Here is a 376-nt window from a genome sequence, read left to right as displayed (position 1 = left end):
GAGCACCGTGTCGGGGTACATCGCGTCGATCTCCTTGCGCACCCGCTTCAGGAAGGCGTGGGTGGCCGGCAGGTTCTCGCAGTTGGTGCCCTCCTCGGCGTAGAGATAGGGGACGGCGTCGAGCCGGTAGCCGTCGATCCCGAGGTCCAGCCAGAACCTCAGCGCCGCCAGGATCTCCTCCTGCACGGCGGGGTTCTCGTAGTTCAGGTCGGGCTGGTGCGAGAAGAAGCGGTGGAAGTAGTACTGGCCGCGCACCGGATCGAAGGTCCAGTTGGAGGCCTCGGTGTCGACGAAGATGATCCGGGCGTCCTCGTACTGCTTGTCGTCGTCGGCCCACATGTAGTAGTCCCCGTAGGGGCCGCCGGGGTCCTTGCGG

General features: G+C 66.0%; 1 protein-coding gene. It reads right to left on the bottom strand.

Annotated elements, in window-relative coordinates; all coding sequences use genetic code 11:
- The coding region (locus AC5WRT_RS39130; protein WP_496098973.1) for an alpha-amylase family glycosyl hydrolase at positions 1-376 on the bottom strand (376 nt) is incomplete at both ends.

Source organism: Streptomyces sp. NTD91, from assembly GCF_059510455.1.
Note: the sequence above shows the minus strand (reverse complement) of the source record. Positions and strands in the feature narration are given on the sequence as shown.